The 20,353-nt window shown below is 71.2% G+C and carries 18 protein-coding genes; 9 read left to right on the plus strand and 9 right to left on the minus strand.

Annotated features, from left to right (window positions below; genetic code table 11):
* The 6 genes from infB to ACLBX9_RS13725 all read left to right on the plus strand — a co-directional run.
* Positions 1-2,245 (plus strand): translation initiation factor IF-2 (gene infB / locus ACLBX9_RS13700; RefSeq protein ID WP_447719313.1); only part of this gene is annotated, 2,245 nt, incomplete at its 5' end.
* Between the two features lie 104 nt (positions 2,246-2,349).
* On the plus strand, positions 2,350-2,778 hold the full coding sequence (gene rbfA / locus ACLBX9_RS13705; RefSeq protein WP_010687052.1) for a 30S ribosome-binding factor RbfA: 429 nt from the start codon (positions 2,350-2,352) through the stop codon (positions 2,776-2,778).
* 53 nt (positions 2,779-2,831) lie between these two features.
* Positions 2,832-3,860 carry a tRNA pseudouridine(55) synthase TruB gene (gene truB, locus ACLBX9_RS13710; RefSeq protein WP_010687053.1) on the plus strand — a complete coding sequence of 343 codons (1,029 nt, stop codon included), beginning with the start codon at positions 2,832-2,834 and terminating at the stop codon, positions 3,858-3,860.
* 202 nt (positions 3,861-4,062) lie between these two features.
* On the plus strand, positions 4,063-5,448 hold the full coding sequence (locus ACLBX9_RS13715; RefSeq protein WP_447719314.1) for a dihydrolipoyl dehydrogenase: 1,386 nt from the start codon (positions 4,063-4,065) through the stop codon (positions 5,446-5,448).
* Positions 5,449-5,533: 85 nt separating this feature from the next.
* On the plus strand, positions 5,534-8,149 hold the full coding sequence (locus ACLBX9_RS13720; protein WP_447719315.1) for a histidine kinase dimerization/phosphoacceptor domain -containing protein: 2,616 nt from the start codon (positions 5,534-5,536) through the stop codon (positions 8,147-8,149).
* The gene (locus tag ACLBX9_RS13725; protein ID WP_244625500.1) at positions 8,146-8,742 is read left to right on the plus strand and encodes a biliverdin-producing heme oxygenase; all 597 of its coding nucleotides are present in this window, start codon (positions 8,146-8,148) and stop codon (positions 8,740-8,742) included. The genes ACLBX9_RS13720 and ACLBX9_RS13725 overlap by 4 nt, the downstream gene beginning before the upstream one ends.
* A 9-nt stretch (positions 8,743-8,751) precedes the next feature.
* On the opposite strand, the gene ACLBX9_RS13730 is transcribed toward ACLBX9_RS13725, so the two are convergent.
* On the minus strand, positions 8,752-9,639 hold the full coding sequence (locus ACLBX9_RS13730) for a LysR family transcriptional regulator (RefSeq protein WP_447719316.1): 888 nt from the start codon (positions 9,637-9,639) through the stop codon (positions 8,752-8,754).
* Positions 9,640-9,736: 97 nt separating this feature from the next.
* Here ACLBX9_RS13730 and ACLBX9_RS13735 point away from each other — a divergent pair, with 97 nt between their 5' ends.
* Positions 9,737-10,183, plus strand: a complete 447-nt coding sequence (locus ACLBX9_RS13735; RefSeq protein ID WP_010687058.1) for a DMT family transporter — start codon at positions 9,737-9,739, stop codon at positions 10,181-10,183.
* Between the two features lie 291 nt (positions 10,184-10,474).
* Here ACLBX9_RS13735 and gmk read toward each other — a convergent pair whose 3' ends face one another.
* The 8 genes from gmk to ACLBX9_RS13775 form a co-directional block, all read right to left on the minus strand.
* Positions 10,475-11,137 (minus strand): guanylate kinase, encoded by a 663-nt coding sequence (gene gmk, locus ACLBX9_RS13740; protein ID WP_010687059.1) that lies wholly within the window; start codon positions 11,135-11,137, stop codon positions 10,475-10,477.
* Positions 11,138-11,186: 49 nt separating this feature from the next.
* Positions 11,187-12,062, minus strand: a complete 876-nt coding sequence (locus ACLBX9_RS13745) for a YicC/YloC family endoribonuclease (protein ID WP_447719317.1) — start codon at positions 12,060-12,062, stop codon at positions 11,187-11,189.
* 128 nt (positions 12,063-12,190) lie between these two features.
* Positions 12,191-12,631 (minus strand): VOC family protein, encoded by a 441-nt coding sequence (locus tag ACLBX9_RS13750; protein ID WP_010687061.1) that lies wholly within the window; start codon positions 12,629-12,631, stop codon positions 12,191-12,193.
* A gap of 91 nt (positions 12,632-12,722) precedes the next feature.
* Positions 12,723-14,138 carry an endolytic transglycosylase MltG gene (mltG, locus tag ACLBX9_RS13755; protein WP_447719318.1) on the minus strand — a complete coding sequence of 472 codons (1,416 nt, stop codon included), beginning with the start codon at positions 14,136-14,138 and terminating at the stop codon, positions 12,723-12,725.
* Between the two features lie 150 nt (positions 14,139-14,288).
* On the minus strand, positions 14,289-15,179 hold the full coding sequence (gene mutM / locus ACLBX9_RS13760; RefSeq protein WP_447719319.1) for a bifunctional DNA-formamidopyrimidine glycosylase/DNA-(apurinic or apyrimidinic site) lyase: 891 nt from the start codon (positions 15,177-15,179) through the stop codon (positions 14,289-14,291).
* 125 nt (positions 15,180-15,304) lie between these two features.
* The gene (locus ACLBX9_RS13765; RefSeq protein ID WP_010687064.1) at positions 15,305-15,940 is read right to left on the minus strand and encodes a Smr/MutS family protein; all 636 of its coding nucleotides are present in this window, start codon (positions 15,938-15,940) and stop codon (positions 15,305-15,307) included.
* A complete protein-coding gene (mltA, locus tag ACLBX9_RS13770) occupies positions 15,937-17,118 on the minus strand; it encodes a murein transglycosylase A (protein WP_447719320.1) in 1,182 nt (393 codons plus the stop codon). The genes ACLBX9_RS13765 and mltA overlap by 4 nt, the downstream gene beginning before the upstream one ends.
* A gap of 18 nt (positions 17,119-17,136) precedes the next feature.
* Complete coding sequence (locus ACLBX9_RS13775; RefSeq protein ID WP_010687066.1) at positions 17,137-17,850, minus strand: Tim44/TimA family putative adaptor protein; 714 nt, start codon at positions 17,848-17,850, stop codon at positions 17,137-17,139.
* A 327-nt stretch (positions 17,851-18,177) separates the two neighbouring features.
* Here ACLBX9_RS13775 and secB point away from each other — a divergent pair, with 327 nt between their 5' ends.
* The gene (gene secB / locus ACLBX9_RS13780; RefSeq protein WP_010687067.1) at positions 18,178-18,678 is read left to right on the plus strand and encodes a protein-export chaperone SecB; all 501 of its coding nucleotides are present in this window, start codon (positions 18,178-18,180) and stop codon (positions 18,676-18,678) included.
* Positions 18,679-19,109: 431 nt separating this feature from the next.
* Positions 19,110-20,342: an MFS transporter gene (locus ACLBX9_RS13785; protein WP_447719321.1), complete on the plus strand. Its 1,233-nt coding sequence runs from the start codon at positions 19,110-19,112 to the stop codon at positions 20,340-20,342.
* Positions 20,343-20,353 lie beyond the last annotated feature (11 nt).

The following is a 20,353-nucleotide window of genomic DNA, read 5'->3' on the forward strand; positions in this document are numbered from 1 at the left end:
TGCCGCCGCTGCCCGCCCTGCGGCCGCGCCGGCCGCTGCCGCGCCGCGCCCGCCGCTGACGCCGCGTCCTTCGACGGGCGAGCCGCGCAAGACCATCACCGCGGACACGCGCAAGCCCCGCGACCTCAACTTCATGGCCCGCCCGGCCGCGCCGCCGGAGCCGGAGAAGAGCGCGACGCCGGCCACCGCCGCCCGTCCCGCCGGGGCGGCCGCGACGGCGCGTCCCGCGGGCCGCGGCGCCCAGACCAACGACGACGAGTCGGAGACGAAGCGGGTGATCCGCCGTCCCGGCATGCCGCTCAAGATCATCACGCCGCCCAAGACGCCGAAGTCGCCCGGCGGCGACCGCAACCGCGGCCGTCTGACCATCGCCAACGCGACCTCCGGCGAGGAGGAGCGCACGCGCTCCGTGGCGTCGTTCCGCCGCCGCCAGCAGCGGATGAGCGGCCGCGGCCAGGTGGAGCAGAAGGAGAAGCTGTCCCGCGAGGTGACGATTCCCGAGACGATCACCATCCAGGAACTCGCCAACCGCATGTCGGAGCGGGCCGTGGACGTGATCCGTCTGCTGATGAAGCAGGGCCAGATCCACAAGATCACCGACGTGATCGACTCGGACACCGCCCAGCTCATCGCCGAGGAACTCGGCCACACGGTCCGCCGCGTCGCCGAATCCGATGTCGAGGAGGGTCTCTCCTCCGACGAGCCGGATCTGGAGGAGGATCTCGATCCCCGTCCGCCCGTGGTCACCATCATGGGCCACGTCGACCACGGCAAGACGTCGCTGCTCGACGCGATCCGCAAGGCGAACGTGGTCGAGGGCGAGGCCGGCGGCATCACCCAGCACATCGGCGCCTATCAGGTCGCGGCCCCGTCCGGCGACATGATCACCTTCATCGACACGCCCGGCCACGCGGCGTTCACGTCGATGCGTGCCCGCGGCGCCAAGGTCACCGACATCGTGGTGATCGTGGTGGCGGCCGATGACGGCGTCATGCCCCAGACCATCGAGGCCATCCAGCATGCCAAGGCGGCTGGTGTCCCGATGATCATCGCGGTCAACAAGATCGACAAGCCGGATGCCAAGCCCGAGCGGGTCCGTACGGAACTGCTGCAGCACGACATTCAGGTCGAGTCGATGGGCGGCGAGACCCTGGAGTTCGAAGTCTCGGCCAAGACCGGCGCCGGCCTCGCGGAGCTGCTGGACGGCATCCAGATCCAGGCCGAGATCATGAACCTGCGCGCCAACGAGAAGCGCGACGGTGAGGGCACGGTGATCGAGGCCCAGCTCGACCGCGGCCGCGGTCCCGTGGCCACGGTCCTTGTCCAGCGCGGCACCCTGTTCACCGGCGACATCGTCGTGGCGGGCGCGGAGTGGGGCCGCGTGCGCGCCCTGATCGACGATCTCGGCGAGAACGTGCAGTACGCGGGTCCTTCGGTCCCCGTGGAGGTGCTGGGCTTCAACGGCACGCCGGATGCCGGCGACCGCGTCATCGTGGTGCCCAACGAGGCCCGCGCCCGCGAGGTCACCGAATACCGCGCCCGCCAGAAGCGCGAGCGTCAGAACGCCCGCACCGGCGGCGCCAACCGCTCGCTGGTCGACATGATGCGCGACCTTAAGGAGGGCGCCGGCCGCAAGGAGCTGCCGGTCGTCATCAAGGGCGACGTGCAGGGCTCGGTCGAGGCGATCTCGGGCGCCTTGGAGAAGCTCGGCAACGACGAGGTCGCGGCCCGCATCCTCCTGTCGGGCGTCGGCGGCATCACCGAATCGGACATCACCCTGGCGCAGGCCTCGAAGGCGGTGGTCATCGGCTTCAACGTGCGCGCCCACAAGGAGGCCCGCGAGGCCGCCGAGCGGGCCGGCATCGAGATCCGGTACTACAACATCATCTACGACCTCGTGGACGACATCAAAGCCACGCTGTCGGGCATGCTGCCGCCGACCCTGCGGGAGGAGCGCCTCGGCGAGGCAACCATCCAGGAAGTCTTCGAGGTCTCGAAGGTCGGCAAGGTCGCCGGCTGCCGGGTCACCGACGGCATCGTGGAGCGCGGCGCCCATGTCCGCCTGATCCGCGACAGCGTGGTGATCCACGAGGGCAAGCTGAAGACGCTCAAGCGCTTCAAGGACGACGCGAAGGAAGTCACCTCCGGACAGGAGTGCGGCATGGCCTTCGAGAACTTCGAGAACATGCGCGCGGGCGACACGATCGAGTGCTACCGGGTCGAGGAGATCCGCCGCACGCTCTGACGGTCCGGATCCGTCCGGACAGGGCGGTCGCGGCACCAGCCGCGGCCGTCCTTTCTTTTTTCAGGACGTGAGCCGGCCGCCCACGCGGTTCGGCCCGAGACGCAATGGCCCAGAAACCGACATCCACCGGCCCCTCGCAGCGTCAGCAGCGCGTGGCCGAACTCATCCGTCACGCCCTGGCCGAGGTGCTGCAGCGCGGCGACATTCAGGATCCTGTGCTCGGTACGCATGTCGTGACCGTTCCAGAGGTGCGGATGTCGCCAGACCTGAAGCTCGCCACCGCCTACGTGATGCCCCTCGGCGGCCTCGACGAGGCGCCGGTGATCGCCGCCCTGGAGCGCCACCGGAAGGTGCTGCGCCAGGAGGTGGCGCGGCGGGTGAACCTGAAATTCGCGCCGGAGCTGCGATTCCGGCGCGATGAGACCTTCGACGAGGCGGCGCGGATCGACCGTCTGCTGCGCGACGAGCGCGTGCAGCGGGATCTCGATCACGGCCGGGACGCGGACGAACCGGAGACCGGATCGGGGCATTGATCCCGAACACCGAATGCAAGGGGACGGGGCTCAGCCCCGCGGGACACGAGGACATGACGGTTTCCATCGACGATCATTCGCACGGCGAGCGTCCTCCCGCGGTTCCGAGCGCCGAGCGTCGGGGCCCGGAGGGCCGCCGCCCGCAGCGCGGCCCGCGCCCGGACCGGCCCAAGCGCCGCGACGTCTCGGGCTGGGTGATCCTCGACAAGCATGTCGGCATGACCTCGACCCACGCTGTCGCCGTGGTGAAGCGCGCCTTCAACGCCAAGAAGGCCGGGCATGCCGGCACCCTCGATCCCCTCGCGTCCGGCATCCTGCCGATCGCGCTCGGTGAGGCGACCAAGACCGTCCCCTTCGTCATGGACGGCCGCAAGGCCTACCGCTTCACCGTTCAGTGGGGCGTCGAGACCGATACGGACGATGCCGAGGGGCGCGCCGTCGCCACCAGCGATGCCCGCCCGGACCGCGCGGCGGTCGAGGCGGCGCTGCCGGCCTTCGTCGGGGCGATCGAGCAGGTGCCGCCGCGCTACTCCGCCATCAAGATCCAGGGCGAACGCGCCTACGACCTCGCCCGCGAGGGCGAGACCGTGGAGCTGGTCGCGCGGCCGGTGCAGATCGACCGACTCGCGGTGATGGAGCATGACGGCGAGCGCACCGTGATCGAGGCCGAGTGCGGCAAGGGCACCTACGTCCGCGCGCTCGCCCGCGACCTCGGCCGTATGCTCGGCTGCTACGGCCATGTCGCGGCCCTGCGTCGGACCCGTGTCGGTCCTTTCTCGGAGGCCGAGGCCTGTCCGGTCAGCGCCCTCACGGAAGGCAGCCCCGAGGCCGCGATGACCTACCTGCGCCCGGTGGAGACGGCCCTTGACGCGATCCCGGAAGTCGCCGTTTCCCGCGATCTGGGCCTGCGCCTGATGCGCGGGCAGCCGGTCATCCTGCGGGGCCGCGACGCGCCTGTGGAGGGCAAGGCTTTCGCGACCTGCGCGGGCATCCTGGTGGCCGTCGGCGACGTGGAACGCGGCGAATTGGTGCCCCACCGCGTGTTCCATCTCGGCGGGACCGCTCCGAACCGCGGGGCGTGAGGCCCGAGGCTTGGCGGATTCGAGCGCATCGCTCTCTCCCCCGCAGAGAAGCGAGGGGGACGCGTGGGGCTATGGTCCGCCAAGACCTTTGCGCCGCCCGACGAGTCCGAACTTGATGCGTGATCACGCCTGAGGCGCGTGCGCGCAGGTGGAACGAACCTGAGCCGTAGGACTTTGGCCCCGCGGGCGATCCGGGGCGGCAATGCGCGAACTCGACTACGATGTGGCGGTGATCGGCGCCGGCACGGCCGGTATCGCGGCATACCGTGCGGCCGCCGCGGCCGGCGCGCGGGCCGTGCTGATCGAGCGCGGCCCCGGCGGTACTACCTGCGCGCGCGTGGGCTGCATGCCGTCCAAGCTGCTGATCGCCGCCGGCTCGGCGGCCCACGCGGCGCGCAACACCGCGCTGTTCGGAATCCGGGTGTCGGACGTCGTGGTGGATGGCCCGGCCGTCCTGAAGCGCCTGCGCGCCGAGCGCGACCGGTTCGTCGGGAGCGTGTTCGAGGGCCTGGACGAACTCCCTGACGAGAGTCGGATCGCCGGAAGCGCCCGCTTCCAGGACACGCGGACGCTCATCATTGACGATCACACGCGCGTCCGCTTCCGGGCCGCCGTCATCGCCACGGGGTCGAGCCCGGTCGTGCCGGAGCCGCTGCGCGCGCTCGACGATCGTCTCCTGACCACCGACACCCTGTTCGAGATCCCCGATCTGCCGGACTCGCTCGCGGTCCTCGGCGCCGGAGCGGTCGGTATCGAGATCGCGCAGGCCATGGCGCGGCTCGGCGTCGCCGTCACGGTGATCGATGCGGGCGAGACCGTTGCCGGTCTGTCCGAGCCCGCCCTGGCACGCCAGGCGGCCGAGATCTTCGGCGCCGAGTTCGACCTCCAGCTCGGTGCTAAGGTTCAGGCTGCGGCCCCGGACGGTGATGGTGTGCGCCTCGATTGGACGGATCGCGCAGGGCGCGCACAGGTGACGCGCGCGTCGCGCGTCCTCGCTGCGGCCGGCCGGTCCCCCAATCTCGCGGGCCTTGGACTTGAGGCGGCCGGCCTGCGCCCTGGAAAGGGCGGTGTGCCGGATTTCGATCGGTGCAGTCTGGTCTGCGCGGGCGGGCAGATCCTGATCGCCGGTGACGCGGACGCGTGGCGGCCGGTGCTGCACGAAGCGAGCCGGCAGGGGGAGATTGCTGGGGCCAACGCGGCGGCCCTCGCGGCAGGGCGACCGGTCGCAAGTCCCGATCCTTGGCCGAGCTTCGCCATGGTCTTCACCCATCCGCAGGCCGCCGTGATCGGCGCGCCCTACGACCCGGATGCCGCGGACCGCGTGGTCGGAACGATGGACTTCTCAGACCAGGGGCGAGCCCGGGTCGAGGGGCTGAACCAGGGCGGCATCCGCATCTGGGCCGATCGCGGCGGCCGGTTGCTGGGCGGCGAAATGCTCGGACCGGCCGTGGAGCATCTTGCGCATTTATTGATTTATGTTGTTGCTCAGGGCTTGTCGGTTCCGAGCCTGGAAGCGTGGCCGACTTATCATCCGACAATGGAAGAGGGGCTTATGAGCGCCCTGTCGGACGTCCAGCGAAAGATTTGAACGCGTTGATCTTGTCGCGACCACAATCATTGCGCTTGGTCGATCCGACCGCCATACCCGTCTGAATGAGCTGGTTCTATTTCTGATGCCGCCGAGCCAGACCCCAGATAGCGGCATCGACCTTGATGCGCTCGCCCTCGACGAACTCGACCGCTTGGATCAGGGCGTGATCGGCCTGGATCCGGCCGGCAGCGTCGTGGTTTTCAGCGAAGGTGCCAGTTCGATCTCGGGTCTGTCGCGCGAGGCGGTGCTCGGGCGCGATTACTTCCGCGACGTGATGCCGGGCACGAACGTGCCGGGCTTCCGCGGCCGTTTCCTGGCGGGTGCCCGCCGGGGGGGCCTGGACGAAAGCTTCGATTACGTCTTCGGCCGGCTTCCGCAGCCTCTGCGTGCCCGGGTCCGCATGCGCCATGGTCAGGTCGCGGGCACCCAGCCGGTCACGTGGCTGACGATCGACCCGCTTGAGAGCCTCGGGGCTGGCCTGTCGCGCGAGGCCGTGATGGCGGCGATCGGGCGGCGTGTCCGCGCCGAGCCGGTGGATGCCAGCCTCTGCGAGCGCGAGCCGATCCACATTCCGGGCTCGATCCAGCCCAACGCCGTGATGCTGGCCGCCGATGCCGCGACCCTTCACGTGCAGGCTTATTCGGCCAACGTCTCCGAGATCGTCGATCCGGTCGAGCCGCCGCTGGCTGGTCGGCCCCTGGCCGACGTGCTGCCGGCCGATTTCGTCGCGGCGATCCGGGTCCGGCTCGGAGGCGGGACCTTGGAAGACGGCCGCTCGCTCCGGCGCCGGATCACGTTTCTAGGCTCCGGCGCGACCTACCACGCCGTCGCCCACGCCCATGCTGGGCGCCTGATCGTCGAGCTGGAACTCGAACCGGATTCCGACGACGATTTCGCGACCGCGAGTCAGGTTGATACCGAACTCGCCGTCGGGCGCCTGCGCGAGGCCGGGAGCTTGGCGGACGCCGCCCGGATCGCGGCCCTGGAGATCCGGGCGCTCACCGGGTTCGAGGCGGTTTTGGTCTACCGCTTCGACACCGACTGGAACGGCGAGGCGGTGGCCGAGGATAAGGCGCCCGACTGGTCGCGCAGTCTCCTCGGTCTGCGCTTTCCCGCCTCCGACATCCCCGCCCAGGCCCGCGCCCTCTATACGAAGGCCAAGAGCCGCTTCGTGATCGACCGCGACAGCGTGCCGGTCGGCTTGGTGGCCGCCCCGGGGGGCGGCAACGCCCCCCTCGACCTGACCTTCGCGCAGCACCGGACGCTCTCGCCGATCCACCTGGAGTATCAGCGCAACCTCGGCGTGAACGGCTCGATGTCGATCTCGATCATGGTCGAGGGCCGGCTCTGGGGCCTGATGATCGGACATCATCGCCGCCCGCACTATGTCACGCCGGAGACCCGCTCCGCCGCGACGGTCCTGACCGACGCCTTCGCCATGCGGGTGCAGGAAATCGAGTCGCGCCGTCTCTGGGAAGAGCGGCAGGCCCATCTCGACGTCGAGGGGCGGCTGGTCCGCGGGCTGACCCGCTCCGACGACTTCGTGGCTGCCTTGACCACCGGAGCGACCACGCTCCTCGACCTGTTCAGCGCCACCGGGGCCGGCATCGTCTCGGGCGGGCGGGTCACGCTGATCGGCCGGACGCCGCCGGCCAAGGCGGTGACGGCGATCGCGGCTTGGCTGCGGGATCGCGTGCCGGCGAGCGAGGGCGGCTACAGCAGCAACAACTTCTCCGCCGAGTATCCGAAAGCTGCTCTCCACCGGGAGATCGCCAGCGGCCTGCTCGCCGCTTTCGTGGACGAGTCGCGCGAGAACCTGCTGCTCTGGTTCCGTCCCGAAGTCCCCAGCACGGTCACCTGGGGCGGCGATCCGCGCAAGCCGGTGCTGGCGGGCAGCGGCCCGGTGGCGGTCCTCCCGCGGCGGTCCTTCGAGCGCTGGATCGAGGAGCGCACCGGCTTCGCCAGCCCGTGGGCCGATTGGCAGATCCAGCTTGCCGGCTCCCTGGCGGAGGCCGTGGAGGGCGTCGTGCTGCGGCAGCGCCGCAAGATCGACGAACTGACCAGCCTGCTCGCCGAGAAGGAGCGGCTCCTCGAACAGAAGGACCTGCTGACCCGGGAGATCGACCACCGGGTCAAGAATTCCCTCCAGATCGTTTCGGCTTTCCTGCAGATGCAGCGCCGCCAGATCGCAGACGGCGACGCGCGGCAGGCCTTCGCCGACACCTCCGCGCGGGTGATGAGCGTCGCGCGCGTGCATGACAGCCTGTATCAGGCCGAGCGGGTCGACGAGGTCGATCTCGGCCAGACCATCGAGAGCCTGTGCAACGACCTCGCCGGCTTGGCGGGCGACGGCCATGCCGTCGACCTCACCGCCGAGCCGGGGCTGATGGTGCCCTACCGCAAGGCGGTGGCCCTCTCGCTGATCGCCACGGAACTTGTCACCAACGCCTTCAAGTACGCGGCGAACCCGGCCGGCGGCGGCCGGGTCGAGGTCAGCGTCTCGGCCTCCGGCCCCGGCGAGGTGCAGCTCCGCGTCTGCGACGACGGCGGTGGCCTGCCCGACGACTGGGCCGACGCCAAGGCCCGCGGCAAGGGATCGGGTCTCGGCATGAAGCTCATCCGGGCAATGTTGGACCAGATCAACGCCAAGCTCGACGTCGCCAACAATCCCGGCGCCTGCTTCACGATCACCGCATGAGCCCGTCCACCGCGATGGAGCGCGCCAACCTGCATGCCCGCCTGCGCGCGGCGACCGCGCCGGCCCACCAAGCCCTTGAGGACGACCTCGACTGGCGAGCGCGGGTGGCGACGCTGTCCGGCTACCGCGACCTGCTGGCGCGGCTCTACGGCTTCCACGCCGTGTGGGAAGCGACCATCGGGCTAGGGCTCGCCGACGAGGCGTTCCTCGCGCCGCGCCGCCGCCTCACCCGTCTGGCCGCCGACCTCGACCATCTCGGTCTGGCGCCGGGCGCGGTCGCGGCGCTCCCGCGGCCGGCGCCTCATGTCCTGGCCGATCCCGCCGCGGCGACCGGCGCGCTCTACGTGCTGGAAGGCTCGACGCTGGGCGGCCAGCTGATCGGCCGGCACATAGCCGGGCTGCACGGATTCTCGAACGACGGGCTCGCCTATTACCGGGCCCACGGTGCCGCGGCCGGCGCGATGTGGACCGCCTTCCGCTCGCGCCTCGAACGCTTCGCGGATGATCCCGAGGCGGAGGCCTCCCTCACCGGAGCGGCCGTGACTACGTTCGCGGCCATGCGCGGATGGCTCTGCCCGGCGCCGACCGCCTGACAGGGCCGCTCACCGCAGCCCGTCCCGCGCCAGCATCAGATGGGCGATCAAGCGTTCTGCGAGGCGGCTGGGCGGCCGTCCGGCGGGGCGCAGCAGCAGGGTCTCGATCGGGATCCCGGGCCGGAACGGCCGCAGGACGATCGGCAGGCCGGTCAACTCCCGGGCGGGGACGGGATCGACGATGGCGCCGCCGAGACCCTCGGCGACCAAGCCGCAGCGTGCGGCCGTGTATTCGGCCATCAGGGCAAAGTGCGGAACCACTCCGGCGGCCGCGAAGGCGGCCTCCGTCGCCGCCTGGACTGCGCTCGATCCGGCTGAGATCAGCGGCACGCCGGCCAGATCCGCTGCGGTCACGACGCGCCTGTCGGCGAGGGTGTGCCGCCGCGGCAGCGCGCAGACGGCCATCGTCGTGAGGTACGGCTCGGCCGTCACCCCGGTATAGCCGGATCGCGGCCGCGCGAGGCCGAGGTCGCACTGACCGGACGCCGTCCAGGACCAGATTGTGTCCGGGCTCGGCACATGGACCGCGATGCGCAGGCCCGGGCACTCGGCATCGAGGCCGCGGATCGCCCTCGGCAAGAGCCGGGACGCCAGGGACGGCTGGCAGGCCACGCGCAGAGAGCCCGTCCCGCGATCCCGGATGCGGCGCGCGGCCTGCTGCAGGTGGTCGAGGCCTGCGAAGGTCTGCGCGACCTCGTGGGCGAAAGCCTCCCCCTCCTGCGTCGGTACCGCGCTGCCGTGGCCGCGGACGAAGAGCGGGAAGCCGAGTTCCGCCTCCAACTGCGCGACGGCGCGGCTGATCTGAGGCTGGCCGATCTTCAGAGCTGCGGCCGCCCGGGTCATGCCGCCGTGCCGTATCACCGCACGAAACAGGTCCAGATGCGCCGGATTGATCATGCCGATCTCGCATGGACTCGGGCCATTGTGTCATTTGACGGCATGGCACAATGCCTGTGTCAATGAGCACTCGATCATCCCTCGGAAAGGGCCGACCATGCTCGCCTTCGCGGTCTCCGCGCTCCTCGCCATACTGGCGGGCGCCGGGCTCGTCCTGCAGCAGATCCTGAACGCCAATCTGCGGGCAGAGCTGGACTCCGCCTCCTGGGCCGGGTTCTCGAGCTATTTCGTCGGCCTGACCTGCATGGCGCTCCTGGCCGTGGCCCTGCGCGACCCCGTGCCGGCAACGAGCCTGGCGGCGCGGGTTCCGTGGTGGACCTGGAGCGGCGGCCTGTTCGGCGCACTCTTCATCGGGCTCGCCATCCTGCTCGTCCCGAAGCTCGGCGCCGCGACCTTCTTCGCCCTGCTGGTGACAGGTCAGATGCTCGCGTCGGTCGTCTTCGATCAGGTCGGGCTTCTCGGCCTCGCGCAGCGGCCGATCGACCTGCCCCGGCTTATCGGGATCGTGCTGCTGGTGGGTGGGGTTGTGCTGATCCGGCGGTAGGTCGGGGGGGCGGATCAGCCCTTTCGCGGTGGTCGGCGGCTGCACCCGTATGACGCGCGCCGTTCCCGGACAGATGGAGCGAAGCGGAGCCTGCTCCGTGACCCAGCACACGAAGCGCCGCGATAGCGGCCCGATAGGTTCCAGATGGACGCTGCGCGGCGTCTTTTGCCGGGTCCCGGATCACCCTCCGCTGCCTTCCAGGCGTCCGGAAAAGGGGCAGCGCAGACACGGCTCCGTACGATGCTGCCTGCCCCACCCCACACCTTGTAAAAGCTGAGGCAGGACTGGGCCCTATGGCGTCTCGGCTAGCAGCCCTTCGACGAACCCGGCGAGGCCGGTCCGGCGCGCCCGCTTCAGCCGCTCGGCCGCCAGGATGCCCTGGAGCGAGCGGAAGGCGTTCTGCAGGTCGTCGTTGACGAGGACGTAATCGTACTCGACCCAGCGCTGGATCTCCGTCCGCGCGTTGGAGAGGCGCTTCTCGATCGTCTCGGCCGAGTCCTCCGCCCGGCGCTCCAGGCGCTGGCGCAGTTCGGCCATGCTGGGGGGCAGGATGAAGACGGTCACGACATCCTGGGCGAGCTTAGAGCGCACCTGCCTGGTCCCCTGGTAGTCGATGTCGAAGATCATGTCCCGGCCGGCCCCGAGCACCTTCTCCACCGGCCGGCGGGGTGTCCCGTAGAAATTGCCGTGGACTTCGGCCCATTCGAGCAGGTCGTCGCGGCTGCGCAGGTCATCGAAGGCCTCGCGCTCGATGAAGTGGTAGTGCCGCCCGTCGATCTCGGAGGGCCGCCGGGCCCGGGTGGTCACGGAGATCGACAGGTCGAGCGCCCAGGCGGGATCCTGCGCGATCGCCCGCGTCAGGGTGGTCTTGCCCGCCCCGGAGGGCGAGGACAGGATCAGGATCAACCCGCGCCGCGCGATGGGGTCGGAGACGCTCCCGGCCGGCTCGGTCATGCGCGTGGCTCCCCGGCGTTTCGCATCCGTACCCTCATGGTTGGTCCCGTCATTCGATGTTCTGGACCTGCTCGCGGAACTGCTCGACCACGGCCTTCAGGTCGAGCCCGATCCGCGACAGGCTGATGTCGTTGGCCTTGGCGCAGAGCGTGTTGGCCTCGCGGCCGAATTCCTGGGCCAGGAAATCGAGCCGGCGACCGATCGCGCCGCCCACCGCCAGGAGTTCGCGGGCGCTGGCAACGTGGGCGCGGAGCCGGTCCAGCTCCTCGCGGACATCCGCCTTGCCGGCGAGCAGCATGGCCTCCTGATGCAGGCGGTCGGGATCGAGGCCGCTGCCGCCGAGCGCCTCGACCGCCGCCATCAGTCGCGCCCGCACCGCCTCGGGCTGGCGCGCCGGGTTCTCCTCCGCGGCCTCGGTCAGGGCCGCGATCCGGTCGACCTGTCCGGTGACGACCTGCTCGAGCTGGCGCCCCTCGGCGCGGCGGGCCTCGACGAGATCCGCGACCAGCCGGACCACGCCCGCCGCGAGATCGTGGGCGAGGGTGTCGGTGTCCGCAGCCTCGTCCTCGACCTCGATCACGCCGCGGACGTTGAGGAGGCCATCCAGGGTGGCGGGCGCCACGCCCTCAGGAACAGGGACCCGGGCGACCGCCTGCGCGAGGCTCGCCAGCAGGGCCTCGTTGATCCGCACCCGGGCGGTGCTGTCCGGCTTGGTGAGCGTCAGGGTCAGCTGGCACTGGCCGCGCGTCAGCGTCTTCTGGAGCGCGGTGCGGGCGGTCTCGCCGAGTCCGTCATAGCCCGACGGCACGCGGGTGCGCACGTCGAGCCCGCGCCCGTTGACGCTGCGGACCTCCCAGGCCCAGTGCACCGGCCCGGCGGTCCCCGCCGTCCGGGCGAAGCCCGTCATGCTCGCGATCTGGGCCATGGCGACCCCCGTCCCTCAAAAGATCGGGGCCTGTAGCACGGATCTCAGCGGGGGGAAGAGGCCGGTCGACCGGTCGGGCCGCGGATGACGCGCGTCGCGGCGCCGGCACGGGGGCGCGGCGCCCCGGATCACGCCGTCGGTTGGTCTTTCGTCATGGCCGCCGTCATGGCCGCGACGTCCATCCACATCAGCTCGATCACGTGGCCGTCGAGATCCTCGAGAGTCCGGCCGTACATGACCTCGCCCATCTCCTGCTTCGGCCGGAGGTCGGCGCGCCCCCCGGCGGCGACGGCCCGGTCCACGCTGGCATCGACGGCCGCGCGGCTCTCCTCCGACAGGCAGACCAGCACCTCGGTGGCGGACCGCGCGTCGGCGATCGGACGGGGGGAGAACCCGGCGAAATGCGCGTGGCTGAGCAGCATGACCACGATCGCGTCGGAGAACACCATCGCGGCGGCCGTGCCAGGCTGGGAGAAACGGGCGTCCCGTGTCGCACCGAGCGCCGCGTAGAAGCCGGCCGAGCGCTCGACGTCTTCGACGGGCAGGTTCACGAAGATCATCTTGGGCACGGGTCTCTCCTCGTCTCACGGAACGCTGCGCGGATACAGCGTTCCATACAGGAGGCTCGGACCGGCGCGGCCGCGGACCCCCGGGCGAAGGTCAGCGTCGTCCGCGCGGCGCCGCAGTCGGTTCGCTGAGCGCCGGAACGGTCTTGGGCGAACCCAGGTCGTAGCTGCGGTTCTTCAGCGGATCGAGGCGCGTGCCCTCGGAGGCGTCGAAGGCGCGCGAGCCCGGCGTGCCGGTGTCGAGGGCGAAGGCCGCGTTGGTGTTGACGCCGTTCGAGGCGGGGATACCGCCCGGCGCGTAGGCCGAGGCGCGCCCGGGCGTCGCCGGATCCGGACCCGGCTCGACCTTGTCGACGGCGTCCGGCGGCGCCTGACGGCTCTTCTCCACCGCGCGCCAGCGGGCGACGTTGCGCTGGTGCCCTTCGAGCGAGTCGGCGAAGGCGTGTCCGCCGCTTCCGTCGGCCACGAAGTAGAGATCCTTGGTCCGCGACGGGTTGGCCACCGCCTCCAGGGCGGCCTTGCCGGGATTGGCGATCGGGCCCGGGGGCAGGCCCTCGATCACGTAGGTGTTGTAGGGCGTCGGCCGATCGATCTCGGAGCGCAGGATGCCCCGTCCGAGGGTGCCGCGGCCGCCCACGAGACCGTAGACGATCGTCGGGTCGGATTGCAGCTTCATCCGCTTGTTGAGGCGGTTGATGAACACGCCGGCCACGCGCGGGCGCTCGTCGGCGCGGCCGGTCTCCTTCTCGACGATGGAGGCCAGGGTGACCATCTCGGCCGGGGTCCGCACCGGCACGTCGGCGCTGCGCCGCAGCCAGATCTGGTTCAGCACCTCGCGCTGCTTGGCCTTCATCAGGTTGACGATCTGCTGGCGGGTGGCGCCGCGCTCGAACTTGTAGGTGTCGGGCAGGAGCGAACCCTCGGGCGGGATCTCGTTGATCTCGCCGGTGAGCACGTCGTTGTCGTTGAGGCGGCCCACGATCTGCTCGGAGGTCAGGCCCTCCGGGAACGTGATGGCGTGCTGCACCTGCCGGCCGGTGGCGATGGTGTCGAGGGTGTCGGCGATGCTGGCATGGGCCTTGAACACGTACTCGCCGGCCCGCAGCGCCGGACGGCCGCCGAAGCGCGCGGCGAACTCGAACAGGCCGGTATGGTCGATCACGCCCTCGCGCTTCAGGGTCTCGGCGATCTCGCCGGTGCCGCTATGTGTGGGAATGACCACGACCTTGTCGGCCGCGAGCGGGCCCGGCTCGCGCACCTGCCGCTGGAACAGGGTGATGCTGATCATCGCCGCGATGGCGATGACCACCGCGAAGGTCAGCGCCCCGCTGACGAGGCCCACGAACCCGCTCCGCTCGCGCTCGGGCTTCTCCGGAGGCGGAGGCGCGACGGTGGGCTTGATCGCCTCGCCGGGCGAGCGCGGCGAGAGCCGCTGCGGCAGCGCCGGCTCATCCGTCGGATCCTGCGTGATGCGCTCGGGCGCGGGCAACTTGGAGCGGCGGAAGAACATCGGGATCCTGTCTGGGCCCGTGCGACCCGTCACGCGTCGCGGGCCGGGATCGGCTGCCCGCGACCGGGTGCGCACGTCGAGGCCTGAGACCCTAGTCGGGTTTGTGGCGAAAATGCCGTCTCGCGCTGCAGTGACGTCGGTTCGTCGTGCTCAGGCCTGGGGTTGGCAGGTCGCGCAGTAGAACGTCGAGCGGTTGGCCTGGACGATCCGGGCGACCGATCCCCCGCAGCCCGGCCGGCTGCAGGGCAGCCCGAAGCGGTCGTAGACCCGGAAGGCGTGCTGGAAGGCGCCGGCGCTGCCATCCGTGTGGGCGTAGTCGCGGAGGGTGGAGCCGCCGGCCGCCACCGCCTCCTCGAGAACCTGCACGATCGCCTTCGCCAGGGCGTTGGCCTTCGGTGTCGAGCGACCGTCAGGCTTCGCGAGACTGCCCGCCGGGGCCTCCGGGTGAAGGCGCGCCCGGTGCAGGGCCTCGCAGACGTAAATGTTGCCGAGGCCGGCGATGAGACGCTGATCCAGCAGCGCGGCCTTCAGCGGCGCGATCTTGTAGCGGAAGAGCCGCGCGATCACCGCTCCGGTGAGCCCGTCGAGGGGCTCGATCCCCATCCTGGCGAAGTGGCGACAGGCGGCGAGATCGCGGCTCGGCACGAGGTCCATGAAGCCGAAGCGGCGCGCGTCGTTGTAGGTGACGGTGGCGCCGGTGCTCATCGCCATCACCACATGGTCGTGCTTGGGTGTGCCCGATGCGCCCTCCAGGTAGAAGTCCCCGGGGGACAGATTGCGGCCGTCGGGAAGCGCCACGTCGAACCGGCCGCTCATGCCGAGATGCATGATCAGCGTCTCGCCCGAATCGAGGTCGGCGGTGAGGTATTTCGCCCGGCGGGCGAGGCTCGTGACCGCCCGTCCCTCCAGCCGCGCGGCGAACCGATCCGGAAACGGGAAGCGCAGGTTGGGCCGCCGCAGGGTGATGCGGCTGAAACGGGCGCCGACCATGGCGGGGGCCAAACCCCGCCTGACCGTCTCGACCTCGGGAAGCTCGGGCATCTCTCTCGCGGCTTGCCTGTGCGGCGCCTCGCGCGCCCGTCCCGGATATCGGCGGGGACGGGCGCCATGGCAACGGCGCCGATGTCGCGCGGCCGGTTCCTGCGCCGGGTCCGCGTCCCCGCCCGCTAGCGCCGCCGCAGCCGGACGTAGAGCGCGCCGCCGCCGCCATGATGGCGGGCGGCCTCCTCGAAGCCGACGACGATCCCGCGCAAATCCGGACCGCGCAGCCAGTGCGGGACGCTGCGGCGGAGAACCCCGCGCTCGGCGAAGGCCTCCGAATAGCCCGGCCCGCCCTTGCCCGTGACCACCAGCACGTAGGCATGGCCGGCGGCCCGCGCCCGCAGCAGGAAACCCGTGAGCGCGGCGTGGGCTTCCGCCTGCACCATCCCGTGAAGGTCGATCCGCGCCTCGATCGCCAATCGCCCGCGGCGCAGACCGACCTTTGCGGTCCGCTCCAGGCCCGGGCTCGGGGCGTGGCGCTGGGGCGGCGCCTGGTAGGGTGCGGCGGTCGCCGGCCGCGGCGGCTCGGGCGCCGGCTTCGGCGGGGTTTTCGCGCGCGGCCTTTTGGCGACCGGCGGCGCGCTCGGCTTCAGGATCGGGGCCGTCAGCGCCGGCATGGTGGCGGTTGGGCTCGCCGGGGCGGGGGCGGTCTCGGGAACTGGCGGTGCGCGGCCCGGCAGCGGTGTGACCAGCTTGGCGATCGCGTCCCAGAGCCGCGCCTCGCCGGCGGTGAGGCGCCGCCCGCGGCGCGGCGCTCTCACGGCGCGTCCCCGCGGAGGGCGAGGCGTTTCGGCAGCAGCACCACGAAACCGATGGCGTCGCGCAGGTTCCCGGCTGCGACGCCGGCCTCATCGCCGGTCCCGACGAAGAGGTCGCCGCGGGCCGGTCCGACGATGGCCGAACCCGTATCGGCGGCGACGACCATCCGTCCGGTCTCGCCCGGCGCCGCGCCCGGAAGCGGTCCCGCGAGCCAGAACGGCAGCCCGTAGCGCCACAGGGTCGAATCGACGGCCAAGCTGCGGCCGGGGCTGAGCGGCGCGTTGGCGGCCCCGGGCGGGCCGAGGGTGGGATCCGCCACCTCGGCGAGGCGGAAGAAGATGTAGGAGGCATTGGCACGGATCAGCCGCCGGGCAATGTCCGGGTGCTCGCGCAGCCAACCCGTCCAGCGGGCCAGGGTCAGGCCCTCCAGCGGCAGATGCCCCTCCTGCACGATCAGCTTGGCCACCGCCGTGTAGGGCCGTCCGTTCCGTCCGTCGTACAGGACCCGCACGGCGCGCCCGTCCGGCAAGCGGACGCGTCCGGAGCCCTGCACCTGCAGGACCAGCAGGTCGACGGCATCGCGCAGCCACAGGATCGGCCGCGCCCTCGATCCCAGCGCCCCGTCCTCGATCGCGGCCCGATCGGGATAGGGCGCGAAGCCGTCCGCAGTGGCGCGGGCGGCCCGCAGGTCGGGGTCCAGACCCGGCCGGGTCTCTCCGGGGCCGAGGGAGACGAGGTCGTCGGGGCGGGCCAGGACCGGTGCAGTGAAATTCGGCCCCGGCTCGAGGGAGCCCGTCAGTTCCGGCTCGAAGTAGCCGGTCAGGAAGCCGGGGCGCTCGGAACCGGGCCGCTCGACGCGGAAGGCGTCGAAATGCTCCCGGAAGAAGGCGGCGGCATCCCTCCGGTCGCCCGCGGCCGCCGCACAGGCCTCGGCCAGGGCGGCGGGATCGCCCGCGACGCCCGCCGGCTGCGGCAGGGCGGGCGGTGGCGCGGCGCAGACGCGGCGAAAGGCGTCCAGCGCCGCAGCAGACTCCGGACCGGGAAAGCCCGGCAGCGTCTCGGGGGCGACGGGCGTCAGGACCGCGCCGCCGACCCGCTGAGGGGCGGCGGTCGATGCTTGAGTCAGCAGGGCGAGGAGGACGGCCGGGACGATTCCGGACCAAGCACGCGGGATCGGCACGGCAAGGCTGTCACGAAGTCAGGCGCCGGCCTCGGTGGCCACGAGCTGCCAGTTCGGATCGCGGGAGCCCAGGCTGCGGGCGAAGGTCCAGACGTCGGGCACCTCGACCACGGTCTCGGCACTGCCATCCACGACCTTGCCCTCGGCATTGCGGGTGGCGGTGATCAGGTTCGACAGGAAGCGCACGGTGATCTGTGCGACGCGGTTGCGCACCTCGACGGCGACGATCTCGGCCTTGTCGATAGAGACGAAGGTGGTCTCCAAGGTCTGCCGGTTGCGCTCGCGCTCGGCGATGGCCCGCTCGAACGCCTCGCCGACCTCCTTGGACAGGAGTCCGCGCAAGGTCTTCCTGTCGCCCTTGGCAAAGGCGATCATGATGGCCTCGTAGGCGGACTTGGCACCCTCCAGGAAAGCCCGCGGATCGAAGCTCGGCTCCGCCTGCACGCAGGCCTCCAGCCCGCGGGACACCTCCGAGCCGGGCTCGGCGATGCCGCGCCAGTCGCGCGGCGCGGCGGCGGGGGCCGAGGCGGGCTGCACCCGGTCAGCGCCGGGCAGGCGCACGACATTGTCCCCGTCCGTCCGCGTCTGGGGCTCGGTGCGGCTGCGATCGACGGGCTTGAACGGCGAGCGTTCTGCGCCGGTCTTCTGGCCGAGCACGGAGCGCAGACGCCAGATCACGAAGACCGCGAGCGCGAGAAAGATGATCGTCGTAACGTCGAAACTGTCCTGCATCACCGATCCGATGGTGGCCGCGGTGGGACCCTGTGCCCCTTGCTCAAGTCCTGCGCGGTGCGGCGCCGGCTAAGCGCGCATGGGTCCTGGCGACTCATATCCGACCAACGCGCCGGGGGCGAGCCGGTTGTCCCCGAGCAAAACGCGTTCCCGCATCGGATATGGGTCGCGGGTGCCGCCGTCGCCAGCGCCACGCCAGCTCGCTTGTCCAGGCACGATGCGCGTGTTAGCGGCCCTGCGGTTTGGGTAGTTCCGCGGCGCGTTCCGGCGGCTCCCGCTGAGAAAACCCGCGCCGGCCTCGCCGGCTGATCGAGAAGGATGATCCGCATGGCCGACTCTCCGGCAGCGAACGGCAACGGCGGCGGCATGCCGCAGGGCGATGCTCCGATGATCAACGCCCTGGCGCAGTACACGAAGGATCTGTCCTTCGAGAACCCGAACGCGCCGCGTTCCCTGCAGCCCAAGGAGGGGCAGGGACCGCAGATCAACATCCAGGTGAACGTCAACGCGTCGCAGCTCTCGGAGACGGATTTCGAGGTCGAACTCAAGCTCGAGGGCGACGCCAAGGTCCAGAACGATGTGCTGTTCGCCTTCGAGGTGACCTATGCGGGCGTGTTCCGCCTGGTGAACATCCCGGCCGACCAGATTCATCCGGCCGTGATGATCGAGTGCCCGCGCCTGCTCTTCCCGTTCGCGCGCCAGATCGTGGCCGAGGCGGTACGCAACGGCGGCTTCCCGCCCCTGTACATCGATCCGATCGACTTCGTCAGCCTCTACCGCCAGCGGATGGTGGAGCAGCAGGGCGCGCAGGGTCCGCTGGCCTCCTGAAGTCGCGCCTGGCGGCGCGTCAGCGGCCGTTGCCGCGAGGAGCCGCCGCGAGCGCGCAGGGCATTCGCGGGGCGCCCGTCGAGACGGGGAGCGCGCAGCACGATCCAGCTCCGCGGTAACTCGGCTTGGCCGGACAGCGTGCCAGTCTCCGCGGCGCGCGGCCACGGCGAGCCCGGCCTCGACGGTGGCGGATAGTCCAGGCGCCGAAATCGCCCCTCTCCGACCACCGGCCTCGTGGTGATGCGGCACCTTCGAGCCCACAGCGAGATCTCGCCGAAGCAGCGGTCCGTCGGGAGCGGGCTCTGGTCGGGCGGGAACCCGATCCCGAGCGCACAGGAGCTGTCGGATCCGGGGTGCGGCACTGCCGTTCCGGGCTTGACCGTGGCGGGTCCCGAGTCCAGGTGCGGGGCCCGCTACGGCTCCAGGATCGCATGGCTCCCACCGCTCACCTCGCCCTGATCAATCTGTTCATCGGAGACATCCAGGGCGGCCTGGGACCGTTTCTCGGAACATGGCTGGCGCAATCTGCCGGGTGGAGTCCGGCCCGGATCGGGTTCGTCATCACCCTGGTCGGATTCGGCACGCTGTTCCTCAGCGGCCCCTTCGGCGCCCTGGTCGACCGGTACCCCCGGCCCCGCCTGCTGATCGGGCTCGCCTGCGGCGCGATCCTGGCCGGCACGCTGCTGCTGCTTCCGGCCAGAAGCCTGCCGGCCGTGCTGGCCGCGCAACTCCTCGCTGCGGCCGGCGGCACGCTGCTGCTGCCGGCGGTGGCAGCCCTGACCCTGGGGATCGTCGGGAAGGACCAGTTTCCCAAGCAGCAGGGCCGCAACCAAGCCTTCAACCACGTCGGCATCCTCGTCGCTGCCGGCGGCATCAGCCTGGGCACCGCCACGTTCGGGCCTGCGATCGCCTTCTGGGTGCTGGGCGGAATGGCGGTCGCGGCGATCGTCGCAACACTGACGACACCGGCCAGGGCCTGGAACCGACGTCGCGCGGTCGGCTGGAAGGAGGACGAGGAGGACGAGCCGGCGCGCAGCGGCCTGCGACAGGTCCTGGGCAATCGCCGGCTCCTCGTGCTCACGGTGGCGCTGACGCTGTTCAATCTCGGCAATGGCGGCATGCTCTCGCTGCTCGGCCAGAAGCTCGTGGCCACCGCCGCCGACGCCACCACTTGGACGGCGCGCTACGTGATGGTGGCGCAGCTGGTGATGGTGCCGGTGGCGCTGTTCGCCGGGTCCCTCGCGGACAAGCGCGGGCGGCGACAGCTCCTGATGGTCGCCTTCGCGGTCCTGCCGGTGCGGGCGCTCCTGTCCGGCCTGATCGACGATCCGGTCTGGCTCATCGCCGCCGAGGTCTTGGATGGCGTGGCCTCCGGGATCGTCGGGGTCGCGGTGCCGGTGGTCGTCGCGGACCTGACCTGGGGATCCGGGCGCACGCAGACGGCGCTCGGCAGCGTCAACGCGGTGCAGGGAGTGGGTGGTGCCCTGTCGGGCTGGTACGGTGGCCTGTCCTACGGGCTGTTCGGCTGGACGGGCTCGTTTCTCGCCCTTGGGGTGCCGGCTCTCGTCGCCCTGGCGCTCGTGATCTGGCTCGATGCGACGCCCGAGCCCGGACGGAGGCGCCGTCGGCAAGAGCGCAGCAGCGCGGCCGTGCAGGGGACTTGACGGTCTACGTG

The sequence above is a fragment of the Methylobacterium sp. A49B genome (assembly GCF_053346215.1).